The organism is Hyphococcus sp., assembly GCF_965267305.1.
GTDB lineage: Bacteria > Pseudomonadota > Alphaproteobacteria > Caulobacterales > Parvularculaceae > Hyphococcus.
On the sequence record NZ_OZ253945.1, the window covers coordinates 3,470,239 to 3,491,173 of the forward strand.

General features: G+C 60.5%; 21 protein-coding genes. 7 read left to right on the top strand and 14 right to left on the bottom strand.

Features of this window, described 5'->3' with window-relative positions:
- The first annotated feature begins 2 nt into the window (after positions 1-2).
- From ACQY5P_RS16775 to lpdA, 3 genes are read left to right on the top strand one after another with little or no spacing between them, the layout of a single operon-like run.
- Positions 3-1,019 carry an alpha-ketoacid dehydrogenase subunit beta gene (locus ACQY5P_RS16775; protein WP_428408017.1) on the top strand — a complete coding sequence of 339 codons (1,017 nt, stop codon included), beginning with the start codon at positions 3-5 and terminating at the stop codon, positions 1,017-1,019.
- Positions 1,019-2,362 (top strand): dihydrolipoamide acetyltransferase family protein, encoded by a 1,344-nt coding sequence (locus tag ACQY5P_RS16780; protein WP_428408018.1) that lies wholly within the window; start codon positions 1,019-1,021, stop codon positions 2,360-2,362. Before ACQY5P_RS16775 ends, ACQY5P_RS16780 begins: the two co-directional genes overlap by 1 nt.
- Before the next feature lie 3 nt (positions 2,363-2,365).
- Complete coding sequence (gene lpdA / locus ACQY5P_RS16785; protein WP_428408019.1) at positions 2,366-3,754, top strand: dihydrolipoyl dehydrogenase; 1,389 nt, start codon at positions 2,366-2,368, stop codon at positions 3,752-3,754.
- A 33-nt stretch (positions 3,755-3,787) separates the two neighbouring features.
- Here lpdA and ACQY5P_RS16790 read toward each other — a convergent pair whose 3' ends face one another.
- The 5 genes from ACQY5P_RS16790 to ACQY5P_RS16810 all read right to left on the bottom strand — a co-directional run bounded on the left by ACQY5P_RS16790 (position 3,788) and on the right by ACQY5P_RS16810 (position 8,281).
- Positions 3,788-4,810 carry a hypothetical protein gene (locus ACQY5P_RS16790; protein WP_428408020.1) on the bottom strand — a complete coding sequence of 341 codons (1,023 nt, stop codon included), beginning with the start codon at positions 4,808-4,810 and terminating at the stop codon, positions 3,788-3,790.
- Positions 4,811-5,037: 227 nt separating this feature from the next.
- Positions 5,038-5,847: a zinc-dependent peptidase gene (locus tag ACQY5P_RS16795; RefSeq protein WP_428408021.1), complete on the bottom strand. Its 810-nt coding sequence runs from the start codon at positions 5,845-5,847 to the stop codon at positions 5,038-5,040.
- 62 nt (positions 5,848-5,909) lie between these two features.
- The gene (locus ACQY5P_RS16800; protein ID WP_428408022.1) at positions 5,910-6,641 is read right to left on the bottom strand and encodes a hypothetical protein; all 732 of its coding nucleotides are present in this window, start codon (positions 6,639-6,641) and stop codon (positions 5,910-5,912) included.
- A 175-nt stretch (positions 6,642-6,816) separates the two neighbouring features.
- The gene (locus ACQY5P_RS16805; RefSeq protein ID WP_428408023.1) at positions 6,817-8,046 is read right to left on the bottom strand and encodes an RtcB family protein; all 1,230 of its coding nucleotides are present in this window, start codon (positions 8,044-8,046) and stop codon (positions 6,817-6,819) included.
- Between the two features lie 109 nt (positions 8,047-8,155).
- Positions 8,156-8,281, bottom strand: coding sequence for a hypothetical protein (locus tag ACQY5P_RS16810; RefSeq protein ID WP_428408024.1), 126 nt, complete (start codon positions 8,279-8,281; stop codon positions 8,156-8,158).
- A gap of 63 nt (positions 8,282-8,344) precedes the next feature.
- On the opposite strand from ACQY5P_RS16810, the gene ACQY5P_RS16815 reads away from it, so the two are divergent.
- On the top strand, positions 8,345-9,175 hold the full coding sequence (locus tag ACQY5P_RS16815; RefSeq protein ID WP_428408025.1) for a hypothetical protein: 831 nt from the start codon (positions 8,345-8,347) through the stop codon (positions 9,173-9,175).
- A 616-nt stretch (positions 9,176-9,791) separates the two neighbouring features.
- On the opposite strand, the gene parE is transcribed toward ACQY5P_RS16815, so the two are convergent.
- The 6 genes from parE to ACQY5P_RS16845 all read right to left on the bottom strand — a co-directional run bounded on the left by parE (position 9,792) and on the right by ACQY5P_RS16845 (position 14,841).
- Positions 9,792-11,804 (bottom strand): DNA topoisomerase IV subunit B, encoded by a 2,013-nt coding sequence (gene parE / locus ACQY5P_RS16820; protein ID WP_428408026.1) that lies wholly within the window; start codon positions 11,802-11,804, stop codon positions 9,792-9,794.
- Positions 11,805-11,995: 191 nt separating this feature from the next.
- On the bottom strand, positions 11,996-12,787 hold the full coding sequence (locus ACQY5P_RS16825) for a crotonase/enoyl-CoA hydratase family protein (protein WP_428408027.1): 792 nt from the start codon (positions 12,785-12,787) through the stop codon (positions 11,996-11,998).
- A 112-nt stretch (positions 12,788-12,899) separates the two neighbouring features.
- A complete protein-coding gene (locus tag ACQY5P_RS16830) occupies positions 12,900-13,328 on the bottom strand; it encodes a hypothetical protein (protein ID WP_428408028.1) in 429 nt (142 codons plus the stop codon).
- Positions 13,329-13,366: 38 nt separating this feature from the next.
- Complete coding sequence (locus ACQY5P_RS16835; protein ID WP_428408029.1) at positions 13,367-13,936, bottom strand: DUF4287 domain-containing protein; 570 nt, start codon at positions 13,934-13,936, stop codon at positions 13,367-13,369.
- 11 nt (positions 13,937-13,947) lie between these two features.
- Positions 13,948-14,478 carry an SRPBCC domain-containing protein gene (locus ACQY5P_RS16840; RefSeq protein ID WP_428408030.1) on the bottom strand — a complete coding sequence of 177 codons (531 nt, stop codon included), beginning with the start codon at positions 14,476-14,478 and terminating at the stop codon, positions 13,948-13,950.
- Positions 14,479-14,841, bottom strand: coding sequence for an ArsR/SmtB family transcription factor (locus ACQY5P_RS16845; RefSeq protein WP_428408031.1), 363 nt, complete (start codon positions 14,839-14,841; stop codon positions 14,479-14,481).
- Between the two features lie 113 nt (positions 14,842-14,954).
- Between ACQY5P_RS16845 and ACQY5P_RS16850 the strand changes: the two genes are divergently transcribed.
- Positions 14,955-16,016: a helix-turn-helix domain-containing protein gene (locus tag ACQY5P_RS16850; RefSeq protein WP_428408032.1), complete on the top strand. Its 1,062-nt coding sequence runs from the start codon at positions 14,955-14,957 to the stop codon at positions 16,014-16,016.
- Positions 16,017-16,129: 113 nt separating this feature from the next.
- Positions 16,130-16,981 (top strand): sterol desaturase family protein, encoded by an 852-nt coding sequence (locus tag ACQY5P_RS16855; protein WP_428408033.1) that lies wholly within the window; start codon positions 16,130-16,132, stop codon positions 16,979-16,981.
- 65 nt (positions 16,982-17,046) lie between these two features.
- Here ACQY5P_RS16855 and glnA read toward each other — a convergent pair whose 3' ends face one another.
- Complete coding sequence (glnA, locus tag ACQY5P_RS16860) at positions 17,047-18,453, bottom strand: type I glutamate--ammonia ligase (RefSeq protein ID WP_428408034.1); 1,407 nt, start codon at positions 18,451-18,453, stop codon at positions 17,047-17,049.
- 293 nt (positions 18,454-18,746) lie between these two features.
- Here glnA and ACQY5P_RS16865 point away from each other — a divergent pair, with 293 nt between their 5' ends.
- A complete protein-coding gene (locus ACQY5P_RS16865; RefSeq protein WP_428408035.1) occupies positions 18,747-19,682 on the top strand; it encodes a mitochondrial fission ELM1 family protein in 936 nt (311 codons plus the stop codon).
- Here ACQY5P_RS16865 and ACQY5P_RS16870 read toward each other — a convergent pair.
- Both ACQY5P_RS16870 and maiA read right to left on the bottom strand, forming a co-directional pair.
- Positions 19,679-20,218: a gamma carbonic anhydrase family protein gene (locus ACQY5P_RS16870; protein ID WP_428408036.1), complete on the bottom strand. Its 540-nt coding sequence runs from the start codon at positions 20,216-20,218 to the stop codon at positions 19,679-19,681. The two genes, ACQY5P_RS16865 and ACQY5P_RS16870, sit on opposite strands and share 4 nt — an antisense overlap.
- 8 nt (positions 20,219-20,226) lie before the next feature.
- Positions 20,227-20,868, bottom strand: a complete 642-nt coding sequence (maiA, locus tag ACQY5P_RS16875) for a maleylacetoacetate isomerase (protein ID WP_428408037.1) — start codon at positions 20,866-20,868, stop codon at positions 20,227-20,229.
- Between the last annotated feature and the right edge of the window lie 67 nt (positions 20,869-20,935).

The window sequence follows — 20,935 nt, forward strand, 5'->3', positions numbered from 1 at the left end:
CCATGGCGCGCATGACCATGATTCAATCGATCCGCAGCGCCATGGACGTCGCCATGGGGCGCGACGACAATGTCGTCGTCTTCGGCGAAGACGTCGGTTTCTTTGGCGGCGTCTTCCGCTGCACGCAAGGTCTGCAGGAAAAATACGGGCCCCAGCGCTGCTTCGACGCGCCGATCAGCGAAAGCGGCATCATTGGCGCGGCGGTCGGCATGGCTGCCTACGGCATCCGCCCCTGCGTCGAAATTCAGTTTGCGGATTATGTTTATCCGGGCTTTGACCAGATCGCGTCGGAGGCGGCGCGCATCCGCTATCGCTCCAACAATGATTTCACCGTGCCCATGGTGGTGCGGATGCCGACGGGCGGCGGGATTTTCGGCGGGCAGACCCACAGCCAAAGTCCGGAAGCGCTCTTCGCGCATATTTCCGGCATCAAGACGGTGATCCCGTCGAATCCCTACGACGCCAAGGGGCTTTTGATCGCGTCCATTGAAGACGACGATCCGGTCATGTTCCTCGAGCCGAAGCGTCTTTATAACGGGCCCTTTGACGGTCATCACGACCGGCCGGTGACGCCCTGGTCGAAACACGAACTCGGCGAAGTGCCGGAAGGTCACTACACCGTGCCGCTCGGCAAGGCGGCGGTGCGCCGCGAAGGCGCCGACGTCACCGTTCTCGTTTACGGCACCATGGTCTATGTCGCGGAAGCCGCGGCGGAGGAGACCGGCGTTGACGCGGAGATCATCGATCTCCGGACGCTCCTGCCGCTTGACATGGAAGCCATTGAAGAGTCGGTGAAGAAAACCGGCCGCTGCGTCATCGTGCATGAGGCGACGCGCACCTGCGGCTATGGCGCCGAGCTCGCGGCCATCGTCGCGGAGAATTGTTTCTATCATCTCGAGGCGCCGGTGATCCGCGTCACCGGATATGATACGCCTTACCCGCACGCCCATGAGTGGGATTACTTCCCGGGACCGAAACGCGTCGGCGATGCGCTGAAAAAAGTGATGGAGGCCGTCTGATGGGCGAACATGTCATCAAGCTTCCCGATGTGGGCGAGGGCGTCGCCGAGGCCGAGCTGGTGGAATGGCTCGTCGATATCGGCGCCAATGTCCGCGAGGACGAAGTCATCGCCTCGGTCATGACCGACAAGGCGACGGTCGAAATTCCGTCGCCCGTCGAAGGCAAGATCATCTGGCGCGGCGGCGATGTGGGCGACGTCCTCGCGGTCGGCTCGCCGCTGGTGCGTCTCGAGGTCGACGGCGCCGGCAATGTGAAGCCGGGCGAGGCCGCTGCCCCGGAAACAAAGCCGGAAAAGAAAAAAGAAGAGAAGAAAGCCGAGGCGAAACCGGCCAAAGCGGAAGAAAAACCCGCACCGAAAACCGAAAAGCCGAAGACCAACGGCGCGGCGCCAAAAACTCAAAACGGCGCTGCTTCGTCATCCGCGCCGGTCTCCGCCGCGAAATCCGCCATGCCGCGCGCCGAAGGCGAAAAGCCGCTGGCGTCGCCCGCGGTTCGCAAACGCGCCGCCGACGCCGGCGTCGATTTGCGCCGTGTGCCGGGCTCCGGCCCTGCGGGCCGCATCACCCATGAAGATCTCGACGCATTCTTCGCGAGCGACGGCGAGGCCGCAGTGGCGCGCGGAACCGGCTATGCGCGCAATACGTCGGTAAAAGACGTTCCCGTCATCGGCCTGCGCCGCAAGATCGCGGAGAAGATGGAGGCGGCGAACAACCGCATCGTTCCCATCACCTATGTGGATGAAGTGGATGTGACGGCGCTGGAAGATTTGCGCGCGGAATTGAACAACAGCCGCAAGGAAGGCCGGCCGAAGCTGACCATCTTGCCGTTCCTGATGCGCGCCATGGTGAAGGCGATTTCGGAGCAGCCGCATCTGAACGCGATTTATGACGATGAGGCGGATGTCATCCATCAATATGGCGGCGTCCATATCGGCATTGCGGCGCAGACGCCCAACGGCCTCATGGTGCCGGTGGTGAAACACGCCGAAGCGCGCGACATTTGGGATTGCGCATCGGAGGCGGCGCGGCTCGCGGATGCCGCGAAAACCGGCAAGGCCTCGCGCGAAGAGCTTTCCGGCTCGACCATCACCATCACCTCGCTGGGCGCCATGGGCGGCATTGTGACCACGCCGGTCATCAATCATCCGGAAGTGGCCATCGTCGGTGTCAACAAGATGCAGGTGCTGCCGCGCTGGAACGGAACCGAGTTCATGCCGCGCAAGGTGATGAACCTTTCTTCGAGCTTCGATCACCGCGTGATCGACGGCTGGGACGCGGCGGTGTTCGTCCAGCGGCTGAAGGCGCTGCTCGAAACGCCTGCGATGATTTTTATTGAGAACTGATCCATGGAAGATGTGACGTGCAAAGTGCTGGTGATCGGCGCCGGACCTGGCGGCTATGTGGCCGCGATCCGCGCGGGCCAGCTCGGCCTCGATACGGTGATCGTCGAGGGTCAGTATCATGGCGGCACTTGCCTCAATGTCGGCTGCATTCCGTCCAAGGCGATCATTCACGCCGCCGACGAGTTTGAAAAAGCCGCGCATTTCGCGGGCGAGAGCGCCATCGGCGTCAAGGCCGGAAAGCCGGAAATCGACTTCGCCAAAACGCTCGCGTGGAAAGACGGCATCGTCAAACGCCTCACCACCGGCGTTGGCGGGCTTTTGAAAAAGAATAAAGCGCGCGCGATCAGCGGCTGGGCGACTTTCGTCGACGGCAAGACCGTCGACGTGAAGGAAAACGGATCGACCCATCGCATTCGTGCGGAGAGCATCATCATCGCTACGGGCTCGATTCCGGTGGAGCTGCCGTTTTTGAAGTTTGGCGATAACGTCATCTCGTCAACCGAGGCGCTGTCGCTCTCCACACCGCCGAAAACACTGGCGGTCGTCGGGGCGGGTTATATCGGCCTCGAACTCGGGATTGCGTTTGCGAAACTCGGAACTAAAGTCACGGTCGTCGAGGCGATGGACAAGATCCTGCCGCTCTATGACAAGGAGCTGACGCGCCCCGTCGAGAAAACCCTGAAGCGCCTCGGCGTCGAGGTCCTGCTCGGCGCCAAAGCGAAAGGCGCCTCGAAAAAAGGTCTCGACATTGAAACCGCCGACGGCAAGGCGGAAACGGTGAAAGCGGAGAAAATCCTCGTCACCGTGGGCCGCGCGCCGAAAACCGAAGGCTGGGGCCGCGAAAAGCTCGTCCTCGACATGGACGGGAAATTCATCCGCATCGACGATCAGTGCAAAACCTCCATGAGCGGCGTCTACGCCATTGGCGACGTCACGGGCGAGCCCATGCTGGCGCACCGCGCCATGGCGCAGGGCGAAATGGTTGCGGAAATCATCGCGGGTCATAGCCGCCGCTGGGACAAGCGCGCGATCCCCGCCGTCTGTTTCACCGATCCGGAAATCGTCTCAGTGGGCCTCTCGCCCGAAGAGGCGAAATCGTCAGGCTACGAAATAAAGACGCAGAACTTCCCGTTCAGCGCAAACGGCCGCGCCATGTCCATGGAAGCCGAAGACGGTTTCATCCGCGTCGTCGCGCGCGCCGACAACAAGCTGGTGCTCGGGGTGCGGGCCGCAGGCCGGGGCGTTTCGGAACTCTCGACCGCCTTCGGTCTCGCCATCGAAATGGGCGCGACCCTCGACGACATCGCCGGCACGATTCACGCCCACCCGACGCTCGGCGAAGCGTTTCAGGAAGCCTCGCTCAGAACCCTCGGTCACGCACTGCATATATAAAGACGCGCTCCCGAAGAAGCGCGCCTTTGCCGATCATTCAAGATCGAACCACGAGAAGCGACTGAGCGCCTGCGGCGCCGGAAGCACGCCCGCTTCGCGGAACATCGCGAAGACCTGCGCCCTTTCCGGGCCTGACAGTTCCGCATTGTTCGGGCCGCGAATTTCATCGACAGCCCAGCCGACGCCTGGCAACCGTTTCAGCTCTGCGACGGCGATGCGGCGCTGTCCATTGTCACAGCGATAAAAACAGCTTCGCCCGGTCAGCGCCTCCCATAGATAGCGGTCGACGCAATTGTCGAACTCACGCGCGGCGCGGAACAAGTCGCGCGCGGTAGCGACGGGGCGCGAAACGGCGCCGGTCCCATCGGTCAAAGCCCCGGTGGGGGCCGTCGGGAAAGGGAGGCGTTCATAATGCGCCTCCACCCAATCGCGAATGCGGGACGTGTCGGACCGCTCCAGCGATGCAATAATCTGCCGGTCGGTCATGTCCGTGCGCACACGCCGGACAACTTCTATGCCGAACATCACGCAGGCAAGATCATAGCGCTTCCGGATTTTCCGCAGCACGCCATAGGTTCTGTATGGCGCCGGCAAACGCGACAAGGCGATCAAATGCCAGCGCGAGATTGACGCGAGGTGGCAAAGCGTCTTGCGCGCATGCGGTTCCGCGTAAAGCTCGCCGAGGCGCAGATAGCTCCGCATCCGCCAGGGCCGGCCCGCCAGTTTTGAAACCAGCGTTGCGAGTTTCGGCGAATAGCCGGGGCCTGCCGTGTCAATGTAATTGGCGAGCAGCGAACGTCGCGGCAGCCGATCATAGTCGCGCGCGAACGCGCCGAAATGATCCGCGTCGTCGCGCTTCTCGCCCATAAGCGCGAGGCAAAGCGCGATGAAATGCAACTCGGTGCGCGTCAGGTGAAGCAGGCGGGAATGGATATGAGCGTTCTGCTTTGCGAGCGCGATTAAGTAGGGCGTCAGCCAGCCATAGACGCCGCCGGCCATAGACTCGGCGGAAAGCGGCGCAAAGGCTTGCGGCTTCGATGATGATTGGAAAGTCATCGGATGTCTCTCTTCAAAAAATTTTGGGTAAGGCGATGCGGTCTTTCCGCTCCGCCTACTGAAGAGAGAGGCGGCGCAGTCAGACGGCGATAAGCCAATAATCGTTGCGCTGTTTCATCCATTGCTCCTTTCGGGCTCCCGCATTTGGCGAGAGGCGGCGGGGAATAAGGGAGATTTCAAAAGAATGCAAGAGGCGGCGTATTGTGCGCTTCACCCTTCGCGCCGGATCAACCCCAATCCGCCGGATCGAGCCGGTAATATTTGGCGAGTTCGCCATAAAGCGCGGGTTCGTGTTCGCGCAATTCTTGTGGTCGCTCGAAAAACACTTCCGTCGCGACGGCGAAAAACTCCGCGGGGCTCGTCGCGCCGTAGGGATCGAGTATGTTGTTGTGTCCGGCTTCTGCATCGGCCTTGAGCCGCGCGTAAGCGTCCTGAAAGACGCGCGCCCAGCCGGATGCGCTCTGGTCCTTGTCGAGAAGCGGCGAGCCGTCGGTGACGCCGGTTTCATTGTCGAGCTGATGGGCGAATTCGTGCATCACTACATTGTGCCCGTCATGGGCCGCGAAGGCGCCATAGGCCGCCTGATCCCAGGCGAGGATGACGGGCCCGCGCGCCCAGCTTTCGCCGGAGCGGATAGGGCGGTGCTCCATCATCAGATTGCCTTCGGCGCGAATCATCCGGCTTGAAAACACCGCCGGATAGACATGGATCGTGTCCAGCGTCTTGTACCAGCGGTTCGGTTTGTTGACGATGAGGAGACAGGCTTGCGCGGCGATAACGGCGCGGACCTCGTCGGTGATCTCAAACCCTTGCGCGCCGTAAAATTTTTTTTCCGCGAGAAATCGGTTGATGAGCCCGTCAAGGCGCTTGCGCAACTCATGGGGCAGCGCATTGTAAATGGGAACGCGCGCGCGAAGGATCTGGCGGAATTCGCCCGGCAGCGGCGCGGCGAGCAGCGCTTCGGTTTTACGGCGCCGCAACGCCCAATAGCCGCCAAGGGCGAGGCCCGCGCCCGCGACGAGGAGGATGAAAGCCATATTCATGAGGGCGAATATGGGGCGCCGGCAGGGGAAGGCAAGCGCCGGACGAAAGGCCGAATTCAAACGGCCGGCTTGTTCGCAAGGTCAAGCGCCGAAAGCCGCGCGCGCGAAAGCTGGATCTTCGATGCGGCGTAACGCTGCCCTTGCTGCACAGGCTGATGCGTCAGCTTGTCGTGGACCGGCGGCGCCGCGTTTTCATCAAGAAGGCGCGCAAACGTCACCTCGTACCAGATCCCGTCAATGCAACGCAGCTCCGTGTTCCGGTCGATGTGCCGAATGTTCGGGTCCGTCGCGCTTTCTTCGCGCCGTGGCTGCAACCATCCGGGCGTCGGATCGATGCGCAGTTTTTTCCAGAGCCTGTCGCTGCGTTTCAGGATGCCGTCATGCGGGTCGACATAGAGCGGCTGAGGCCAGGGGGGCGATGCGGCGCCCCAATGTGATGCGTTTCCATTCATCCATTCCCCGTCGCGGCCGACGGCGACTTTGAGGACGACGAAATCCTTCAGGTGGTCGCGCACATGCTGTTTCACCGTGTGACCGGCGTCGAGATTCTCACAGATCTCCGAATAGACTTTGCTCCATGGCCGCCCCGCCTGTTTCATGAGATAGCGGCGCAGCGGCGCAAGGTTTTCGTTGAGATATTTGCTGTCGGTCCGGTTGAGCCTGCGGAATTTTTTCATGCCGACGCGCGCAGGCAGGTCGTCCGCGCCGGCGAGGCGCGCGCGATTCATGCGAAAGCCCGCGCCGCGGCGCGGGCGCTCCACAATCACCTTGAACATGTCGCTACGCATCTCAATCTCTCCAAATCGCTCGGGACCGGCGGCCCCCTGCAATCGCCGCCGGTCCCCGTTGAGGGGAGACGGCGACAACCGTCTCACCCTTGCCTGCGCTACGAGCATAGCTCTTCGCGCGTTCGAGGCTTGAAAAGGTCCACTGGACCTTTTCACCGGCTGCGCCGGTCGCCTCTCACCCCTTAACGCAAACCACCTGCTTCAAAGTGTGAACCACTTCCACGAGGTCGGTTTGCGCGGCCATCACGGCGTCAATGTCCTTGTAGGCGCCGGGCGTCTCGTCGATGACGCCGCGGTCCTTCCGGCATTCAACGCCTTCGGTCGCCGCGCGGTGGTCGGCGAGGGTGAAGGTCTCCTTCGCCTTCGTCCGGCTCATCTTCCGGCCCGCGCCGTGGGAGCATGAACAGAAAGACTGTTCATTCCCGCGCCCGCGCACGATGTAGGACTTCGCCCCCATCGAGCCCGGAATGATGCCGAGTTCGCCAGCTCCAGCGCGCACAGCGCCTTTGCGGGTCACCCAGACATCCGCGCCGAAATGCCGTTCGCGCGCCACGTAATTGTGGTGGCAGTTGACGGCTTCCTTCTCGATGCGGAACTTCCCGATTTTTTTCGGCAGGCGGTAACGCAGCGAGGCAAGCACCCGCTCCATCATCGCCTCGCGGTTTTCCCGCGCGAAGTCCTGCGCCCACGAGACGGCCTCCACATAGTCCGTGAAAAGCTCTTCGCCTTCCTCGAACCAGGCGAGGTCTTTATCGGGCACGCCGTATCCGCGCTTGATCAGCTCTTCACGGGCGCGCTCGATGAAATACGTCCCGATCCGGTTGCCGACGCCGCGCGAGCCCGAGTGAAGCATCACCCAGAGGCGGTTTTCTTCGTCGAGACAAAGCTCGATGAAGTGGTTGCCCGTGCCGAGCGAGCCGAGATGGATCACATGGTTCGCGCCGCGAATTTTGCGGTGCTTGTCCTCGATCACCTTCAGCCGGTCGGCGAGACCGGAATCGACGAAGCGTGACGCAATCGCGTTCGGCACGCCTTTCATCCAGCCGCCTTTTACGCCGACTCCGCCATGGGGGACGGAGCGTTCGATGTCCGAGCGGATCATAGAGAGATCGTCCGGCAGCTGATCGGCGGTCACGCTTGTGCGCAGCGCCATCATCCCGCAGCCGATATCGACGCCGACCGCGGCGGGAATGATCGCGCCCTTGGTGGCGATCACCGAACCCACCGTCGCGCCGCGCCCGAAGTGAACGTCGGGCATGGCGGCGACGTGGCTGTGGATGAAGGGCAGGCGCGCGACATTGGCGAGCTGCATCCGCGCGCTGTCCTCCACCGGAACGCCTTTCACCCAGGCTTTCACCGGCGCGCCGCCGGTTTCCATCACTTCAAAATTCATGTCGTCCGCCATGAGAACCTCCTCTGGTTGGCGGGGCTAAACCCTTTTACGGGCAACAAAAAACCCTCCGAGGCGGGGCCTCGAAGGGTTATCCTTCCGTCATCGGATGATGCGGCAATGTCTACCGCATCAGGACGAAACCCTCCTCAGCCGCCTCATCAGCGCGCGAGCGTGCATATTCGGGCTGCAAATTCTGCAGCGCGATGCTTTGCTTTTCGCTGGGGCTCATGATCGAAGCCGGTTTCATCTCATTCATCCTTTGCGCGTGACCATCACGCGTGGGGAGGGGTGAATAGTTCGTTCCGGCAGAATGTCAAGTGCGTTTTTTGAAAATGCTGCGCTGCGTTTCGGCGCCAATGATCTTGCCGCCATGAATTCGCGCCACCATATTTTTGTAACAGGAGGGACGATGGGGAAGCGGCTCGCCAATTGGATAAAGATCAGAAGAGCGGCTCGCCTGAAGCGCTCAATCGCTATCTCATCCTTCACGATTTTTCTTCTGGGCTTTGGTCTCAGCTATTGGTTCTTCCACTTCTACACCACGACACTCATGGTGGGGTGCGAATACCCATCGGCATGGCTTGAGGGGTGGGAGAATTTTTGGTCTCCCTTTCAAGTAATCGGCCTTGCCATTTCATTATGCATGGCGATCTGGCTGTTGCGGTTCGCAAGTCATAAGAACTTAAACCATATGGAAACAGCGTTCCAGTTCGTGTTCATTCTTGGGCTATGTGGTGCATTCCTCGCCCAGAAAGCGTATTTCTTTCCCTATGCAACGCCAAGTCAGGCGCAGGTGACACGCGTTGTTTCTGTGTTCTATCACCGAGCAATACTGTTCGAAGAGAATGAGCGCGTTTTAGAATACGATATCAGAGACAATTGGGAATTTGATTATCCGCCGCCGCCCTTTGCACGCAAACCGGAGTGGCCGGGATACAATAACGAGCTGCATATTCCGCCTGAAGAAATTTTTCTCAGCAAAGATTCGCCGACCTATGCTGATTTCAAGCGGCTCTCCGCCTGTTACGAAAATTATCGGAACGCCGAAACTCAATATGCGCGTGACATGAAAATATGGGAGAAATACTGGGAAGATTTTTCCGAAAAATATCCCGGCAGCGCATGGCGGTATCAGAGGTAAGAAAATGAACGGCGGCGGGCCGTAGTATAAGGCCAAACCGGAGGGGGTGGATAAGTTTTCACCCCTTTTCTTTTGGCCGTATACTGCGCTTAGTCCGGATATTCGAGAGGCGGTGAGCGCTACCGTAACTTGCTGGTCCGGATCGCGGTGCGCGGTTCCTTGTCTCCTGCGTTACGGAAGGAGTGGGGGATCGCCGGTCGCAGATGCCCGGGCTTTCTGGCGGCATTTCAACTCTGGCGCGTAAAAACCGTCAGGGGTCGCTATTACGGCCGGGCCCGCCGGTCCGACAAAACGCCGCCGCGCGGGGCGTGATGCGTCCCCATACTCTAAAAGTGCCACGGATGTTTCACGTCCCGCGCACCTCTCATGGTTCATGCGTTCGGGTTCGTAAGGCCGCGGCGGGGGTGGGGTGTGGGCGCGATTTCTCTTCCCCCGCCCCGCGCCGAACGGCGCGAATCTCAGTTTGTGCGCATTCGCGCACGGGGGGGAAGTGCCGAGCCTGAAAAGGCGAGGCGATGGGGGTGAGGCGGCAAAGAACCCCCTCCGTCTCGCTGCGCTCGACACCTCCCCCGTAAACGGGGGAGGAGAAACATCGCACTAAAAGAAATGGAGGCGCCTAAATATCCAGCTCGTCTCTCACGAACGCCGCATTTTCCTGAATGAACTGGAAGCGCGCTTCGGCTTTCTTGCCCATGAGGCGGTCCACCAAAGAATCGCACTCTTTTTCCTTGTCCTCGGCGATGACGACGCGGGCGAGCGACCGGGTTTCAGGATTCATGGTGGTTTCTTTAAGCTGCGCCGGCATCATTTCGCCGAGACCCTTGAAGCGGCCGATCTCCACCTTCTGGCCCGATTTGAATTCGGTTTTGAGGAGCTTTTCGCGCTCTTGCTCATTCATGGCGTAGACGGACTTTCCGCCGGCGGTGAGACGAAAGAGCGGCGGCTGCGCCATGTAAAGCCTGCCCGCGCGGATGAGCTCCGGCATTTCCTGATGGAAGAAGGTGATGAGGAGCGCAGCGATATGCGCGCCGTCCACATCGGCGTCGGTCATGATGATGACTTTTTCATAGCGCAGATTTTCGAGATCGAATTTTGCGCCGACGCCGGCCCCGAGGGCCTGCACCATGTCGGCGATTTCCTGGTTCGCCATGATCTTGTCGCGGCTCGCGCTCGCGACATTGAGGATCTTGCCGCGCAGGGGAAGGATCGCCTGCGTCGCGCGGTTGCGCGCCTGTTTCGCCGAGCCGCCGGCCGAGTCGCCCTCGACCAGGAAAATCTCCGTGCCCGAACGATTGGCGTTGGAGCAGTCGGCGAGCTTGCCGGGAAGGCGGAGTTTCCGCGTCGCCTGCTGGCGGGAGACTTCCTTTTCCTTGCGGCGGCGCATGCGTTCGTCGGCGCGGTCCGCGACCCAATCCACAAGCGCGCCCGCCTGTTTCGGGTTGGAGGCGAGCCAGTGATCGAAGGCGGGGCGGATGGTGTTTTCAACGATGCGCTGCGCTTCGGCGGTCGCGAGCTTGTCTTTCGTTTGCCCCTGAAACTCCGGATTGCGTACAAAGACGGAGAGGAGAGCGCCCGCCGTGCCGAGGACGTCTTCGGCGGTGATGTTCGCCGCGCGCTTGACGCCTGCGAGTTCGGCATAGGCTTTAAGGCCGCGGGTCAGCGCCGAGCGCAGGCCCGCTTCGTGGGTGCCGCCTTCGGGCGTCGGCACGGTGTTGCAATAGGAATGAACGAAGCCGTCGGCCTCGCCGAAACCCGCCGCGCCCCAAAGCACGGCCCATTCCACATTGCCATGGCCGCCATCTTCTTTCTTTTCGACCCGCCCGGAGAAGATGTCTTCGGTTACGGTGGGTTTCGATCCGGCGAGGCTTTTCAGATAATCCGTAAGCCCCCTTTCGAAGTGAAAGACCGCTTCCGCGGGCGTGTCGTCCTTGATGAGCGCGGGCGCGCATTTCCAGCGGATCTCGACGCCGCCGAAGAGATAGGCTTTCGACCGCGCCATCTTGAAGAGGCGCGCGGGTTTAAATTTCGCGCCCGCGCCGAAAATTTTCGGATCGGGGTGGAACATCACGGAGGTGCCGCGCTTGTTCGGCGCGGGACCGACGGTTTCGAGCTTCGAGCGCGGATGCCCCTCGGCGTAGGACTGGCGATAGAGGGTCTTGCCGCGCCAGACCTCGACGATGAGATCGTCGGAAAGGGCGTTGACGACAGAGACGCCGACGCCGTGCAAACCGCCCGACGTCACATAGGCCTTGCCCTCGAACTTGCCGCCCGAATGCAGCGTCGTCATGATGACTTCGAGGGCCGACTTGTTCTTGAACTTCGGATGCGGGTCGACGGGAATGCCGCGGCCATTGTCGTAGACCGAGAGATAGCCGTCTTCGTGCAGCTCCACCTCGATCCGCGTGGCGTGACCCGCGACCGCCTCGTCCATGGCGTTGTCGAGAACCTCGGCGAAGAGGTGATGCAGCGCCTTTTCGTCGGTGCCGCCGATATACATGCCCGGGCGCTTCCGGACGGGCTCCAGGCCCTCCAGAACCTCGATGTCCTTGGCGGAGTAATCGCCGAAAAGACCGTCATCTCCGGCGCCGTTCTTGCCGCCAGATCCTTTTTTGCCGCCACGCTTTGTCATGTAACTCGCTACAATCCCGGATTGAAAAGATCGCCCGATCTAGCCCGGTTCCGGCGAAGAGGCAAAGTCTTGGGGAAAAACACAAGAATGCTTTCTTCCCCCGCTTGCGGGGGAAGTGGCCCGAAGGGTCGATGGGGGTTTACCCCCTCCGTCCGCTGCGCGGACACCTCCTCCATAAATGGGGGAGGAAATCATCTCTTGCCGCCGCCACGGCCCGCGCCTTCGGTGAACGCCGACGCGCCGGAGGCGGTTTCGCCGGAAGAGATGGTGGAAAGACCCCGGCGCATTTCGTTTTTGAGGGCTTCTTCTTCGGAAAGGTCCCACTGCTCCAGCGCCGACAGGCGGTCGTGGCGCAGGCAGGCCTGGGGCAGGGCGGCGAGCTCTTTCGCGAGTTCAAGCGCGGCGGCGAGCGCTTCTCCTTCCGGCGCAAGGCGATTGGCGAGGCCGATGTCGAAAGCTTCCTGCGCCGCGACGGGTCTACCGGTGAGGATCAGATCCGTCGCGCGGGAATGGCCGATGAGGCGCGGCAGGCGCACTGTGCCGAGATCGATGAGCGGCACGCCGAAGCGGCGGCAGAAAACGCCGAACGTTGATCCTTCCGCAGCGACTCGCATGTCGCACCAAAGCGCGAGTTCGATCCCGCCGGCGACAGCGTAGCCTTCGACCGCAGCGATGACGGGTTTTGAAAGGCGCATTCTTGTGGGGCCCATGGGCGCAACTGTGTTCATAGCGGCGGTCTCGACGGAGAGATCGCGTGTGTCGCCCGACGCAAGCGCCTTTAAATCTGCGCCGGCGCAGAAATTTCCGCCCGCGCCGGTAAGGATCGCAACGGAAAGGTTTTCGTCAGCGTCGAAGGTTTTGAAAGTTTCAAACAGCGTCTTCGCCGTTGCGCTGTCGACGGCGTTGCGCCGGTCGGGCCGGTTGATCGTGACGATCAGCACCGACCCGTCGGTTTTTGTAAGAACGGATGGTTCTTCGCTCATGGCGCCATGGTCGGCCTTCGACCGCTGGTGCGCAAGCGCGAAGCGCAGTTGACTTATCGGTTGACCGTGTTGCGAACCGCAAAACCGGCAACCACTTTTGCTGCAACACGGTCTAGCCGACCCAGCCGCGCTTCTGGCCCGTCATGGAAAGCCACAACATCGCCGCGCCGAGAATGATAATGACGGCCGGAAAGATCGCGGCCGACGCGCCGAGCGTCGCAATGACATTCATGCCGAAAAGCACGAAGCCCATCTGTACGATCACGGCGGCAAGCGACAAGGCGAATAGCGGCGTCGCAAGCTTTTTACGCAAAGCAAGAAGAATTGCACCCGCGAGGGCCGCAAAAACGGCGATGGCGTAGGCGCCGACGACCCAAGCGGGCCGCATTTCATACGCAGCGCGCTGGGCTTCAGGCATCGCCGCGAGCGTTTCTTCGCTTATAGTGACGTCGCTGTAATAAGCGAAGACGCCGGCAAGCGTCCACAAGATCGCGGCGCCGACGGCGATCTTAAACCACAAAGGCATTGACGGTTTTGACATAGACATGGGCTCTCTCCCTGTTAATTGTGCGTTTTGTTTTACGCTTGCGAGTACGCTTTTTTCAGCCAGGCTTTGACGTCCTTGTCGACGTCGGCGGGTTTTTCGAGCTTAACGCGATGAGACACCATGGCGTTGAAGCTGCCTGATTTTTCCAGACGGCCATTCGCCGGTTCGTCCTTCATATTGAGCCCTAAATCGACGCGGGTTTTCGTCGACGGTTGAATGAGAGCGAACTGTTTATTGCGGCGAAGGCTGACATAGGTTTTCTTCGGCGCGATCTCGACATCCTTGCCAAGCGCTTTCGCAGCTTTGATGAGCGCGTCGTAGATAGGTTTCAACTCTGCCTTTGCGCCCGCATATTGCGCGGCGATGAGCGCATGGTCACCGCCTTCGGCGCTTCCAGCATCGCTCTTCAGATATTTATGCGCGACGAGATTGGCGAAGCCGTGAGTAAGGCCGTGCTCGGCTTTCAGGTGTTTGACAACTTGCCCATGTTTTTCCTCGTCTGATTTTTTCGCGATGGCGATCCATTGCTCCAGCGTCTTGCCGGTATTCGCCTTCATATTCGCGATCATCGAGGCGGCTTGGTCTTCCGGGCTTTTAGCCATCGTTATCTCCCTTAATCGAGCGGCCAGTTTTCGGCGCGCAGGGCCTTCGGCGTCATTGGCGTCATCAGGGCGTAAAGCGCATTCATCATGCGCGCGCCGAAGGTGACCTTGCCGGTCTCCACATAGGCCTTGAAGTTTTCGACGATGAATTTCGCGCCCGCCGCCATGGATTTTTCGCTCTTCGAACCGGCGAGGATATGTTCGGTGACGAGGCTGAATTCTGTGCCGCCTTCAACCTCTTTGAGAAGATAGGTGACCGTCGACGCCGGATCGGGGAGGGAGGTGAGTTGAAAGCTCGTGACCATCTTGTTCGGCGGGTCCATCTCGATGATGTCGCCGATGACTGCGACGACCTTGTCGTCATTCGACGCCATGCGGTAGCGCGCGCCTTTCGCCAGCCCGCCTCTCGTATCCCAGCGTGCATTCCAGAAAAACGGCCGAGGCGAACTCGTATTGACGAGCTCGGACCACACGGTTTCGATCGGGGCGTTGATCACAACGCGATAGACCTGTTTTTCGACATATCTTTTGTCATCGTTCATTTAGCGGCCCCTCTTTTTGTCTTTGGTTTCGCTCTCGTGGCGCGCCTCGGCGAGATACTTGAGACGCGTCATCTGGCCCGCCCAATAGGCGCTGTATTCCGTCGTCCAGCGCTCGTGGATCATCTGGATCGGCGCAGCGTTGAAATAGAGCTTGCGCATGCGCCCATCCTTTTCGGAAACGATGAGATTCGCGTCTTCCAGGACGGCAAGGTGCTTCATCACCGCTATGCGGCTGACATCGAATTCGCCGGCGAGCGCGCCGACGCCAATCCCCGGCTCCTGTTTCACGATATCGAGCATGCGTCTGCGGCTTTCGTGGGCCAGCGCCTGAAACACGGCGTCCATATCTTTGTCGTTCAACATAGGTAACTATCAGGTTACATAAAAATGGAGCGCCGTCAACCCGCCTTGGGGCGGCCTCGCTCCGGCCCGTTTTGCGTTGACAGAATAAGGGGTTGCGGCCAGCGTTCGGCGCTATGTTCGATCTAGCCGACATTCTCGAAACCGCGCTTCGCGGCGCAGCCGCCGGAATTTCGTTTCTTCTCGTGCTGGCGCTCCTGATCGCGCAAGGGGATGGCGCGCGGGTTCGCCGACTGGGTGCGCTCTTTACGTTTTCAAACGGCGTATACGTCCTGATCTCCGGCGAGGCGGCGCGCGACTTGGTGACGCCGGTGCTCGTACCCATCTCGGTCATCGCGATCTATGGCACAGTCTTTTTCTGGTGGTTCGCCGCCGCCCTCTTCGACGACAATTTCCGCTGGCGCTGGTGGCGCTTCGCCCCGGCGGTCATCATTCCCTTTTTGCACATTGGTCATATATGGGCGCCGCCTGGCGCGGTTGAAACGCTTCTCTGGTACAGTCATGTGGGGCTCAACAGCGTGATGTTTCTCGACGCCTTGCGGCTCGCGCTGGCCAACGCCTCCGATGATCTCGTCAATCCGCGCCGCCGTTTCCGCTTTGCTCTAGCGGTCACGGTGGGCGTTTTCGGACTGATCATCGCCAGCGCCGAAACCATTGAACGCAATTATCTGCTGCCCGACACGCTGCGGATGGTTCATGCGGCGGCCATATTCGTGCTGACGCTGGTTTTCGCCGTATGGCTGTTGCGACCCCGCATGGCGTTGTTTGCCGCGCCAGCGCCTGACCCCGAAACAAGCTGGGCGGCGCAGGCGCAAAAGGCGCTCCCCGGCGACCGTCCGGCCTATGAGCGGCTGATGGCGCTTATGGAGGAGGGCGTTTACCGGCAGGAAGGGCTGACCGTGGCGGCGCTGGCGGAAAAAGTCGGCGTTCCCGAACACCAGCTCAGGAAGCTCATCAATGGTGCGCTGGGGTTCCGCAATTTCTCGTCGTTTCTGAACGCCCGGCGGATCGAAGACGCCAAGGCTGAACTTTCGAATCGCGATAACGCCCGCAAACAGATCATTCAGATCGCTCTGGATCTCGGTTACGGATCGATCGCGCCGTTCAACCGCGCCTTCAAACAGGCGACCGGCCAGACGCCCACCGAATACCGCAAGGCCGCCCTCGGAAACGGCTGATCACTTCCGAAAATTCCTGATCGTTTTTGAAATAGCCGCATGTTTTCTGGATTTGCGGAGATATAAGGCGCGCTTGTTGCCACCTTCTTCTCACCGCAAATGAGGAGAAAAAAGTGGAGCATCACGCCAGCATGATCGAAGCCGCCGACCCGATGACGCTCGCTATCGGCGTCTTCCTTCACATCCTGCCCAATGATTTCATGCGCTATCTCATCGGGGCGGGCGGGGTGTTCCTTCTGGTAAATGTGCTGTTCGCCGGACGACTTGCGGGACGGAAAATCAGGACGACCAGTCCCGCAGTCGAACAGATGCGCCGGGAGTTTGCGATCTCAATGCGCACGACTGTGATCTTTGCGCTCGCAGGCGTCCTTTCGGTGCTCGGGGCGAAGTTTGGCCTAATGGACACCTATTACACCGCCGGGGAGCGCGGATGGGCCTATTTCGCCTTCACGCTCATCATGCTCATCATTACGCATGACGCCTGGTTCTACTGGACGCACCGGCTGATCCATCATCCGCGGCTCTTCCGGCGGGTGCATCGCACCCATCACAAATCGAATAACCCGTCACCGTGGACCGCCTATTCCTTCGACATTGGCGAAGCCGTCATCAACGCCGTCTTTCTGCCGCTCATTCTTCTGGTTCTGCCGGTCTCAATGCAGGCGATCATCATTTTTCTCCTGCACATGATTGTCCGCAATGCCATCGGCCATTGCGGGTACGAACTTTTCCCGAGCCGCCGCAGCGGGCGCCCGCTCTTCGACTGGATGACGACCGTGACCCATCACGACCTCCACCATGCGCAAGCCGGTTGGAATTACGGTCTTTATTTCACCTGGTGGGATCGCCTCATGGGCACTGAGCATCCGCTCTATCACGAAAAATTCGCCGCTGCCGTCAGAAAGCCGCTCGACGGTTCGGCTGTGGCCGCGCTCGGGCGGGCCACCGTCAAAGCCGGTGTATAAAAAACGGGGCCCCTAGAAAGGGGCCCCGCCTACGCTACTGCTTTTGCATTGCCGCCTGACAGCCGTCAGATGGAATAGTACATCGCGAACTCAACCGGGTGCGGCGTCGTTTCGAATTTCAGCACGTCGGCCATGCGAAGATCGATATAGGCGTCGATCTGATCGTCATTGAAGACGTTGCCCTTCTTGAGGAAGGCGCGGTCGGCGTCGAGGGATTCGAGAGCCTCGCGAAGCGACCGGCAAACCGTTGGAATGTCTTTCAACTCTTCGGGCGGCAGATCGTAGAGGTCCTTGTCCATCGGGTCGCCTGGATTGATCTTGTTCTCGATACCGTCGAGGCCCGCCATGAGGAGCGCCGCGAAGCCGAGATAGGGGTTCGCGCCCGGGTCAGGGAAGCGGGTCTCGATGCGCTTGCCTTTCGGCGAAGAAACCCACGGAATACGCACGGACGCCGAACGGTTGCGCGCCGAATAGGCGAGCAGCACCGGCGCTTCGAAGCCCGGCACCAGACGCTTGTAGGAGTTGGTGAGCGGGTTGGTGAAGGCGTTTATGGCGCGCGCGTGTTTGATGATGCCGCCGATATAATAGAGACAGGTGTCGGAAAGATCGGCGTAGCGGTTGCCGGCGAAAAGCGGCTGGCCGCCTTTCCAGATCGACTGGTGAACGTGCATGCCCGATCCGTTGTCGCCATAGATCGGCTTCGGCATGAAGGTCGCCGTCTTGCCATAGCCCGCAGCGACCTGATGGATGATGTATTTGTAGATCTGCATCCGGTCGGCCATGGTCGTCAGCGTCGAGAACTTCATGCCGAGTTCGTGCTGCGACGGCGCCACTTCGTGGTGATGCTTTTCCGGTTCGATGCCCATCTCGCCCATCAGCGCGAGCATTTCGGAGCGCATGTCCTGACAGCTGTCGACCGGGGGCACAGGGAAATAGCCGCCTTTAGGACCCGGACGGTGGCCCAAATTGCCGCCTTCGAAATCCGTTGAAGAGTTATAAGGGCCTTCGACGGAGTCGACCGCGTAGCCCATATTGTTCTGTTCGGTGGACCAGCGAACGTCGTCAAAGACGAAGAATTCCGCTTCTGGGCCGAAAAACGCCGTGTCGCCAATGCCCGAAGATTTCAGATAGGCCTCTGCGGCTTTCGCCGTTGTACGCGGGTCGCGCGCGTAAGGCTGGCCTGTCGACGGCTCGAGAATGTCGCAAAAGATCGCCAGCGTCGGCTGCGCGAAGAAAGGATCGAGGAGAGCGCTCTCCGTGTCCGGCATCAGGATCATGTCGGACTCGTTGATCGCTTTCCAGCCGGCGATGGACGAGCCGTCGAACATCGTGCCTTCTGAAAGGAAGTCCGCATCGACCATCGACTGGTCGAAAGTGACGTGTTGCCATTTGCCTTTGGGATCGGTGAATCGAAGATCGACGAACTTGATTTTTTCGTCCTTGATGCGTCTGAGGACGGCTTCTGCGCTCATGGTCATTAAGCCCCTGTTTGTTTTTTCCGCGACAGCCATTATGCGGCGTGAGGTGCTCACGCCGCCGTGTCGCCTTAGTCTGCGTTAAGATTCGGAGACTGCGCAAGAAAATATTGCGGCGCAGCATCCAAAAAGGCTCTCAAATCGCAAAATGTTTCCCCAAAAACAAAAAACGATAGAAAATGCTAAAATTAAGGATTTATATTCTAAGTTTGGTCATTCAGAAAATCCCGCTCTTTTGCAAAAGCGTAATTGGCCGGGGCGCCGCTCCGGGTAAGTGCGGAGCGCAATAGATGCGTGTCTGGGTGCTGACCGACGGCAAGGCCGGGGATGCGGTACAGTGCGCGGCGGTGGCGTCGGCGCTCGGCTTTCCGTTTGAGGAGCGCAAGACTGCGCCGCGCCCGCCCTGGGAATGGATGGCGCCCTGGGGCCCGGTCGATCCTCGCGAGGCGCCCGGACGCAAGGGCGGTCCGCTGGAAGGACCATTGCCGGACATCGCCATCATTTCGGGGCGACGGGCCGTGCCTCATGCGCGGGCGCTGAAAAAAGCGAGCGGCGGCGCAGTCCGCATCGTCATGTTGAAAGACCCCCGTTTCGCCCGCGAGGTACCGGACGTTCTCTGGGCGCCCGCTCATGACCAGCTTGAAGGGGAGAATATTTTTTCAACCCTCACCACGCCCCACGGGCTCGGGCCAGCGATGGCGAAACCGGGCGCCCCATCCGCGGCGATTGCGGACCTGCCCGGGCCGTTTCTGGGTGTTGTTCTGGGCGGACCTTCCGGCGGCGCGGATTATTCCGTCCCGGCGGCGCGCGATCTCGCAGCGCGGCTGACGAATGCCGGCAAGGATTATGCGTCGATCGCCGTCACGCCCTCGCGCCGCACGCCGCCGGACTTTCTGGTGGCGCTGAGGCGACATCTCGCGCATGATCACATTTTCATTTGGAACCGGACGGGAGAAAATCCGTACAAGGACATTCTCGCGCGGGCGGGAGCACTCATCGTCGCCGGCGACTCCCATAACATGACGAGCGAGGCGCTCGCATCCCCGGCGCCCGTCTATATCTGGCGGCCCGAAGGCATCGCGCCAAAGATCGACTGGTTTGTCGCGCAGGTCGTGGCAGAGGGGCATGCGCGCTTGTTTGAGGACCAGGCGCCGTTTTTCACCCGTCGCCCTGTGGATGCGACGCCGGAGATCGTGGCGGAGATCAGAAAACGTCTGGCGCTTTAAAGTTTTTTCAGCGCCGCGGCGTGCGCCTTGGCTTCTTCCACATAATGGCCGGACCCTATAAGGGCGTATTTGTCTTCGCCTTCTTTGAGGTCGCGGAACTTCTTCGCGGGCATGCCCGCCCACATCTCGCCGGCGGGCACGATTTTCTTAGGGCTGAGAAACGCGCCGGCGGCGAGCATGGCGCCGGTTTCGACCACTGATCCGTCGAGCATGGTGGCGCACATGCCGACAAAGCCGCCGTCTTTCACGGTCGCGCCGTGCAGCATGCACTTATGCCCGATCAGCGCATTCTCGCCGATGATCGTCGGCAGGCCGCCCCAGGCGGGATCGTCCACATGAATGACCGTGCCGTCCTGCACGTTAGAGCCCTTGCCCACGACGATCTTGTTGGTGTCGCCGCGCAAGACGCACCCGTACCAGACCGATGCATTCTCATGCACCTCGACATCGCCGCCGATAACGGCGCCCGGCGCAACGAAGGCAGTTTCGTGGATTTTCGGTTTCTTGTCGCCTATGGCGAAGATCAAAGGTTTCATAGTGAACGTTATCCTTTCACCGCATCCGGCTGATTGTCCGGATGCGCCTTGATGAAGGCCGGATGGTTGGCGCAGCGCTCGTAAATCTCGTTCATTTTCTTGAGGCTCGCTATCTCAACGCCAAAGCGCAAGGCCGCATACATCTGCGGGACAAGGAAACAGTCGGCGAGGCCCGGAACGTCGCCGACGCAATAGTCGCCCGCCGTGCGCGCCAGCATTTTCTCGACGGCCGCCATGGCGCCGCCGGGCCAGCGGTTCATCCAGTCTTTCATCGCCTCGGCGTCGAAGCCCCGCTCGTTTTTGAGATAATTCTGGATGCGGACATTGCCGAAGGGCTGGGCTTCGCTGGCGAGCGTTGCGGCGATGGCGCGGGCGTTTGCGCGCGCGAGCGCATTGCCGGGGAGGAGCGACGGCTCGGCATGGGTCTCTTCGAGATATTCGATAATCGCGAGGGACTGCGTAATGAGCCCGCCGTCCTCGCTCTGCAGCGTCGGGACGAGGCCGTTGGGATTTTTAGCGAGATAGGCCTCGCTGCGCTGCTCGCCCTTGAGGAGGTTCACCGGCTCATAATCATAGTCGAGATTTTTGAGGGCGAGGGCGATGCGCACCCTATAGGTTGCGCTTGATCGCCAATAACCGAAAAGTTTCATGGGGTTATAATGTCCTTCTCGATCCGAAGCTTTTCTTGCGCCGAATTGGTAACATATGTTACTAATT